Here is a 7,135-nt window from a genome sequence, read left to right on the forward strand (position 1 = left end):
CGACGCCCAGGGCTTTGCACGCCGGCTCGATGCGCTCGGCCATGAAGCGCTCCAGCGCGGCGCTGTCTTCCCAGACGTCGACCGTGACGAAGCCGGGACCTTCGCGGCCATAGGCATGGACCAGCGCCCCCTGAGGCGCGGCGTCAAGCGGTACGCGGGCACGGAACTGATTGTACAGCTGCGACGAGACGTCGGTGCGCTCGTAGATGGCCATGACCGGCATGGCAGCCTCCCTGGATGGCCGAACCGGTAGTCCGGTCCGGCCATCCTTAGGGGTTGCTCGCGAAAGCGCAACCTTCGCGAGAACGCCGTTCGCTAGCGCTTGTCGACGGCGGTGTAGCTACGCAGCGGGGCGCCCGTGTAGATCTGACGCGGACGGCCGATCTTCTGGGACGGATCCTCGATCATTTCCTTCCACTGGGCGATCCAGCCGACCGTGCGGGCGAGGGCGAACAGCACGGTGAACATCTCGGCCGGGAAGCCGAGGGCGCGCAGCGTAATGCCCGAGTAGAAGTCGACGTTCGGGTAGAGCTTGCGCTCCACGAAGAACGGGTCGTTCAGCGCGACCTTTTCCAGCTCCATCGCCACCTTCAGCAGCGGGTCGTTGGAGCCGACCTCGGCCAGGACCTCGTGGCAGGTCTTCTGCATGACCTTCGCCCGCGGGTCGTAGTTCTTGTAGACCCGGTGGCCGAAGCCCATCAGCAGGTAACGACGATCCTTAACGCCCTGAACGAACTCAGGAATGCGATCGACGGTGCCGATCTCGGCCAGCATGTTGAGGGCTTCCTCGTTCGCCCCGCCATGCTTCGGACCCCAGAGCGAGGCGATGCCGGCGGCGATGCAGGCGAACGGATTGGCGCCCGACGAGCCGGCCAGGCGCACGGTCGAGGTCGACGCGTTCTGCTCGTGGTCGGCGTGCAGGATGAAGATGCGGTCCATGGCGCGCGTCAGGACCGGATTGGGCTTCCAGTCCTCGGCGGGCACCGAGAAGCACATGCGCAGGAAGTTCTCGGCGTAGGAGAGATCGTTGCGCGGGTACACGAACGGCTGGCCGCGCGAGTACTTGAACGCCCGCGCCGCGATGGTCGGCATCTTGGCGATCATCCGGTGGGCGGAGATCATCCGCTGCTCGGGATCATCGACGTTGGTGCTGTCGTGGTAGAAGGCGGACAGCGCGCCGACGGCGCCGACCATGATCGCCATCGGGTGAGCATCCCGACGGAAGCCCTGGAAAAAGCGATCGAACTGCTCGTGCAGCATCGTGTGGTAGGTGATGTTCTTGTCGAACTCGGCGAACTCGGCCGCGCCCGGCAGTTCGCCGTGCAGCAGGAGGTAGCAGACCTCCAGGAAGCTGGACTGCTCGGCCAGCTCGTCGATCGGGTAGCCGCGGTGCAGCAGCACGCCCTTGTCGCCGTCGATGAAGGTGATCTTGCTCTCGCAGGACGCGGTCGACGTGAAGCCCGGATCGTAGGTGAAGACGTCCGCCGCACCGTACAGCTTGCGGATGTCGATCACGGGCGGGCCGTCGGTGCCTTTGAGCAAGGGGAGCTCGACCGATTTACCGCCGAATTCGAACTTCGCCGTGTCGCCCATGAGACCCCCTTCGCGGCTGCGAGATGAAACGATTGTTGGGCGCTTATACCTTTTACGCGGGGAGCGAAAGCGCGTCGTCGATGCGGCCCAGGCTCTCGTCTCGACCAAGTGCGGTCATGGTTCCGGCGAGGTCCGGGGCGGGCGAGCCGCCCGCAAGGATCGACCGCAGCTGCGGGCCAAACTTGCCCATGCCGACCCCCTCGGATTCGGCGAAACTCCGCAGGCCCTGCTCCAGCCCCGGGACGTTCCAGCCGGCCACGTTCGCGAGCGCGTCACGCAGGCGCGAGATTCGGCCCCGGAGCTCATCCTCGGCCAGCTGATCGCGGGTCTTTTCGGGCAGTTCCAGCGGGCGGACCTTCAGAGCGAAGACGACGGCGTCGGCCAACTCCAGGGTCGTCTTGGCGCCGTCGCGGACGAACGGGATGGTGCGCGCGATCAGGGCGTCGTCGCCCTGCTTCAGCTTCACGTCGCGGCTCTTCAGGATCTTCGCCACCAGGCCGGCGAGGCGGACCGGGTCGGCCTGGCGGATGTAGTGGTTGTTGAGGTGGTTGAGCTTGGCCCAGTCCAGCCGGGCGGGCGCGCTCACCACGTCGATGATGTCGAACCAGGCGATGGCCTGCTCGTCCGAGAAGATCTCGTCGTCGCCATGGCCCCAGCCCAGCTTGGCCAGGTAGTTGCGCATGGTCTCGGGCAGGTAGCCCATGTCGTCGAACTCGTTGACCGCCTGGGCGCCGTGGCGCTTCGACAGCTTCGCGCCGTCGGGGCCGTGGATCAGCGGCAGGTGCGCCCAGACCGGCACCTCCCAGCTCAGCGCCCCGTAGATGATCGTCTGGCGCGCGGCGTTGTTAAGGTGGTCGTCGCCGCGGATGACGTGGGTGATGCCCATGTCGTGGTCATCGACGACGACGGCCAGGTTGTAGGTCGGGTTGCCGTCCGAGCGGAGCAGGATGAGGTCGTCCAGGCTGGCGTTCTGGAACGTCACGTCGCCCTTCACCGCGTCGCGCACGATGGTCTCGCCGTCCAGTGGGCTCTTGATGCGCACGGCGTAGGGCCGGTCGGGCCAGGTCGCCGGGTCGGCGTCGCGCCAGGGCGAGCGGACGACGCGGCCCTCGGCGCGGGCGGCCTCGCGCTCGGCCTCCAGCTCTTCGGAGGTCATGTAGTCGCGATAGGCCTGGCCCTTGTCCAGCAGCTCCTGCACGGCCTCGCGGTGGCGGTCGGCGCGGGCGAACTGGAACACCGGCGGCTCGTCGGCCTCGAGGCCCAGCCACTTCAGGCCCTCGAAGATCACGTCGACCGCTGCCTGGGTGGAGCGCTCGCGGTCGGTGTCTTCCACGCGCAACAGGAACGTGCCGCCGCGGTGACGCGCGTATAGGTAGTTGAACAGGGCGGTGCGCGCCGTGCCAATGTGCATCATGCCGGTGGGCGACGGGGCGATACGGGTACGGACGGGGCGGTCAGTCATCGAAGGCGTGGGTGAGCTCGAGGGGGAAGGGAGCCGCGCGGCCGGAACCGCGGCGGCGCCTCTTAGCACGCGGATTCGCCCGGGTCCTAGCTTGCGGCGGGCCGGAGCCTGGCTGGCGGAGCAGGCCGACGCCCAGACCGACCGCTGGACGCTCTGGACCCCGGTGGCGCTGGGCTGTGGCTGTGCGGCCTACTTTGGGCTGATGCGCGAGCCGCAGGCATGGGTCGCCTGGGCCCTGCTGCCGGTCGTGCTGGGCCTGCTGGTCGCCACGCGCTGGAGCGTTGGGCGGGTCATGACCATGGCCCTGGTGCTGAGCGCCTGCGCCGCGGGCGGCTTCGCGGTGGCGAAGCTGCGGGCCGAGGCGGTAAAAGCGCCCATCGCCCAGGCGGGCGCGCGGCCGCAGCCGGTCCAGGCGTGGGTGGTCGACATCGCCCAGCCGGGCGAGGGCGGTCAGCGGCTGCTGCTGGCGCCGGTGCGTGTCGGCGACTGGGACGCCAGGGCTACGCCGATCCGCATGCGCGTGACGCTGCGGCCCGGGACCCCGCTGCCGCGGCCGGGAGAGACGGTGCGGGTGCTGGCCATCGTCAATCCGCCGCCACCGCCGGCCAGCCCGGGCTCGTACGACTTCGCCCGCGACGCCTACTTCGAGAGCGTGGGCGCTGTGGGCCTCGCGCTGCGGCCGCCCGAGGTCGTGGCCGCGGAGGCGCCGGCGCCATGGCGGCTGCGGCTGGCGATGCGGGTCAATGCGCTGCGCTGGAGCCTGACCGAGAGGATCGTCGCCGCGCTGGGTCCCGAGACCGGCGGCTTGGCCGCGGCGATGACCACGGGCCATGAGGCGTTCATCCCGAAGGAGCAGGTGGAGAACCTGCGCGCGGCGGGCCTGGCGCACATCATCTCGATCAGCGGGCTGCACATGGCGATCGTGGGCGGCTTCGCGTTCGCCGCGGCGCGGCTGGGCGTCGCGGCGTGGCCGTGGCTGGCGCTCAGGATCAACGGGAAGAAGGCCGCCGCTATCGTGGGGCTCGCGGCCGTTGGCGGCTACCTGGTGCTGTCGGGCGCGCCGCCGCCGGCCGAGCGCGCGGCGATCACCGCGGCGGTGGCGTTCGCGGCGATTCTCGCGGACCGGCAGGCGATCAGCCTGCACGCCTTGGCGCTCGCCGCGATGGGCGTCCTCCTGTTGCAGCCCGAGGCGGTGACCGAGCCGGGCTTCCAGATGTCGTTCGCCGCGACCGCCGCGCTGGTGGCGCTGGCCGAGATCTGGCCCAGGCCTGTGAAGGAGATCGAGGTTCCCTGGTGGATCCGCTGGCCTCAGGCGGCCGTGACCTGGACGCTCGCGAGCCTGGCGGTGAGCTTCGTGGCCGGCCTGGCCACGGGACCCTTCGCCATCCAGCATTTCAACCGCGTCTCGACCTGGGGCCTGTTCGCGAACCTGGCCGTCGCCCCGATCTCGTCGTTCCTGATGATGCCGGGCCTGGCCCTGGGCGCGGCGCTGACGCCGTTCGGGCTGGGGAAGGCCCCCCTGGAAGTGGCCGGCTGGTCGATCGGGCTGATGAACCGCGTCGCCGAGATGGCGGCGACCGCGCCCAGCGCGCAGATCGTCGTGCCAAGCGCCCCGGACTGGGTGTTGCCGGCCAGCTTCCTCGGGCTCCTGTTCGTCTGTCTGTGGAAGGGTCCGCTGCGCTGGGCGGGCCTGCCGCTGGCGCTGGCGATCCTGTGGGCGCCGCGACCGCCCGCGCCGGACGTGTGGCTCGCCGCCGACGGCGCGGCGGTGGCGGTGCGCGAGGGCGACAAGGCCGTCCTGTTGCGGCCGGACGTGAAGCTGTTCGGCGCCGAGCTGTGGGCGCGGCGGCGCGGGCTGACGCCCCTGCCCAGCGAGCCCGAGCGGGATGCGCGGTTCGCCTGCGACCGTTGGAGCTGCCTGCCGGGCGAGGCCGCGCCGGTGCGGCTGGCGGCGGCCTGGAACCTGCGCCGGCCGCTGAAGGCGGGGCGACTGGACGCGCTGTGCGCCGGGGCTGACGTGGTGATCCTGCGCAACGCGTTCCGGCCGGAAAGCTGCGCCGCGTCGCTGGTGCTGACCGGCGTCGATTTCGCAGCTGGCGGGTCGGCCGAGCTCTACCGCCAGGGCGACGGCTGGCGCATCGTGTGGGCCCAGGACCGGCGGGGCCGGCGGCCATGGACCTGGGGCTACGACCCGCGATGATGTTCGCCAAGCCGCTGCGGGAACGCGTCCGGTCGGGCGAGATCACGACCAGCGTGCGCATCTGGCAGCGGCCGCACGTGAAGATCGGCGGGCGCTATCCGCTGCTGGACGGCTTCATCGAGGTGACGCGGATGCAGGAGGTGGACCTGGACGACGTCACCGAGGCGATGGCGCTGGGGGGCGGCTTCGACAGCCTGGACGCGCTCATGCAGACCGCCCGCCACGGGCGTGGCGAGCGGGTCTTCATCGTGGATTTCGTGTTCGTCGGGCCGGGGTGACGGTTGCGAGTCAAGGCGGATGGCCGGGCAGTCCCGTAAGATGCGTCATCTCGACCGCCAGTGGCTGCCCACGAACTCGCGCAGGTCGCGATAGCAGACGACTTCCATTTCGCGCAGGGCGGCCAGCTTGTCGGCCGGGTCGCCTCTGTCGAACCGCGCCCGAACCTTGCAGAGGGCTGCGAAATAGGCTGCGTAGCGCTTGGCGTCGCCCGCCAGCAGTCGATCGTCGTTGATCACCCCCAGGGCCATGACGGCGACGACGGCGCCCGTCGTCACTTCCAGGGCCAGCTTCAGGTCGGTGTCTCCCGGCGCTCGGCCCATCACGATCAGCACCCCCGCGATCGAGCCGGTGACCATTGCGGCCGCCAGCAGCATCCTGCGCAGCCACCGCACCACCGCCGCCCGCTGACCCGGCGCCCCCAGCGACGCGCTGAGCTTGCGCTCCACGTAGTCGATCTGCCCGTCCAGCCGCTGCGCGCGCAGCAGCGACAGCAAGAGATCCAGGTCAGCCGACGGCTCCGGTGGCTTCGGCGCCTGCGACCACTCCGGCGCCACCCAGGTCTCGGCGTCGTCGTCGACAGGTCTGGCCAGCTTTGGAACTTGGCCCGGCAGGTCTTCGGGCTCGGGCAGGTGGGAGAGCAACCGCGCCCGCGCCATTTTCCACTCGGCCAGAGCCGCATCGCTCGTGATGGCCTGCGACACCAAGTCGAGGTTGTTGGTGATCGCCTGGAAGTAGAGAGCCCTGACCCGCTCGGCTCCGAACCGCTGGCCCAGCGAACTGGCCTTCGATCTCGCCCCGAACTTGTAGACGCCCATGATCGCCAGGCCCGCAACCACCAGGACGGCCGCTGCTATCTCCACTACCCGCTCGGCGCCAATGGCCAGCGGCGACAGCAGCGCCAGCACGAGGCCAAGGGCCGCGAGCCCAAGCGACAGTAGCCCGAGGTGGCGGTCGCGTTGCCCATGCCGGGTGGCCGGCGGATCGTACTTGGCGAAACGGGCCCGCAGTTCAGGCCAGTCCAGCACACGTAGGACTGCCGGGTGCCTGGCCCTCAGCGCCGCGCGCGCAGCCTTGGTCTGCAGCACGTCGTCGTTCGTCCAGTCGGCGAGCGCGTCGTGGAACAGGCCGTGATGCTCCTCCACCCCGGGATCGGCGTGCCGGTCGGCCGTCGCCATAGCGTTCGTCCCTGAACCGTCCGCGTCGCGGCGCGACGCCCCTCGCGGAGTATAGCGCGTTATCCGACGGGCGCCTTGCTGCCCGGACAGGGCCATGCTGGCCGTGCCAGGTCCATTGGGTCCAGTGTCCGCCAGGTCGACGACCAGGCGACGGTCGTCCGGGGCGTGACGCCTCAGTGGTACCGGCGGATGAGGCCGACTAGCTTGCCCTGCACCGACACGCGGTCGGGGCCGAAGATGCGGGTCTCGTAGGCCGGGTTGGCGGCTTCCAGCGCGATCGACGCGCCCTTCTTCCGCAACCGCTTCAGGGTCGCTTCTTCCCCGTCGACCAGGGCCACGACGATGTCGCCCGAGACGGCGCTGTCGGTGCGGCGGATGACCACGAAGTCGCCGTCGAGGATGCCCGCGTTGATCATCGAGTCGCCC

The 7,135-nt window shown here is 70.1% G+C and carries 7 protein-coding genes; 2 read left to right on the plus strand and 5 right to left on the minus strand.

Annotated elements, in window-relative coordinates:
• The 3 genes from VGD44_RS25620 to gltX all read right to left on the minus strand — a co-directional run.
• Positions 1-223, minus strand: a 223-nt coding sequence (locus tag VGD44_RS25620; RefSeq protein WP_331091482.1) for a hypothetical protein, incomplete at its 3' end; no start/stop codon positions are given.
• Between the two features lie 92 nt (positions 224-315).
• Positions 316-1,593 (minus strand): citrate synthase, encoded by a 1,278-nt coding sequence (gltA, locus tag VGD44_RS25625; protein ID WP_331091484.1) that lies wholly within the window; start codon positions 1,591-1,593, stop codon positions 316-318.
• 52 nt (positions 1,594-1,645) lie between these two features.
• A complete protein-coding gene (gene gltX / locus VGD44_RS25630) occupies positions 1,646-3,055 on the minus strand; it encodes a glutamate--tRNA ligase (RefSeq protein WP_331091486.1) in 1,410 nt (469 codons plus the stop codon).
• 91 nt (positions 3,056-3,146) lie between these two features.
• Here gltX and VGD44_RS25635 point away from each other — a divergent pair, with 91 nt between their 5' ends.
• Positions 3,147-5,255, plus strand: a complete 2,109-nt coding sequence (locus tag VGD44_RS25635) for a ComEC/Rec2 family competence protein (RefSeq protein ID WP_331091488.1) — start codon at positions 3,147-3,149, stop codon at positions 5,253-5,255.
• Positions 5,255-5,533, plus strand: coding sequence for an ASCH domain-containing protein (locus tag VGD44_RS25640; protein WP_331091490.1), 279 nt, complete (start codon positions 5,255-5,257; stop codon positions 5,531-5,533). The genes VGD44_RS25635 and VGD44_RS25640 overlap by 1 nt, the downstream gene beginning before the upstream one ends.
• Positions 5,534-5,578: 45 nt before the next feature.
• Here VGD44_RS25640 and VGD44_RS25645 read toward each other — a convergent pair whose 3' ends face one another.
• Together VGD44_RS25645 and VGD44_RS25650 are read right to left on the minus strand one after the other, a co-directional pair.
• Complete coding sequence (locus VGD44_RS25645) at positions 5,579-6,709, minus strand: hypothetical protein (protein ID WP_331091492.1); 1,131 nt, start codon at positions 6,707-6,709, stop codon at positions 5,579-5,581.
• Between the two features lie 173 nt (positions 6,710-6,882).
• Positions 6,883-7,135, minus strand: a 253-nt coding sequence (locus VGD44_RS25650; RefSeq protein ID WP_331091494.1) for a LexA family transcriptional regulator, incomplete at its 5' end; no start/stop codon positions are given.

Origin of the sequence: Phenylobacterium sp. (assembly GCF_036402295.1) — a bacterium.
Classification (GTDB): Bacteria; Pseudomonadota; Alphaproteobacteria; order Caulobacterales; family Caulobacteraceae; genus Phenylobacterium.

What these genes read in the sequence shown, in the direction of transcription:
- gltA (WP_331091484.1), bottom strand. Translation starts at nt 1,593, where the DNA reads ATGGGCGACACGGCGAAGTTCGAATTCGGCGGTAAATCGGTCGAGCTC.
- gltX (WP_331091486.1), bottom strand. Translation starts at nt 3,055, where the DNA reads ATGACTGACCGCCCCGTCCGTACCCGTATCGCCCCGTCGCCCACCGGC.
- VGD44_RS25640 (WP_331091490.1), top strand. Translation starts at nt 5,255, where the DNA reads ATGTTCGCCAAGCCGCTGCGGGAACGCGTCCGGTCGGGCGAGATCACG.
- VGD44_RS25645 (WP_331091492.1), bottom strand. Translation starts at nt 6,709, where the DNA reads ATGGCGACGGCCGACCGGCACGCCGATCCCGGGGTGGAGGAGCATCAC.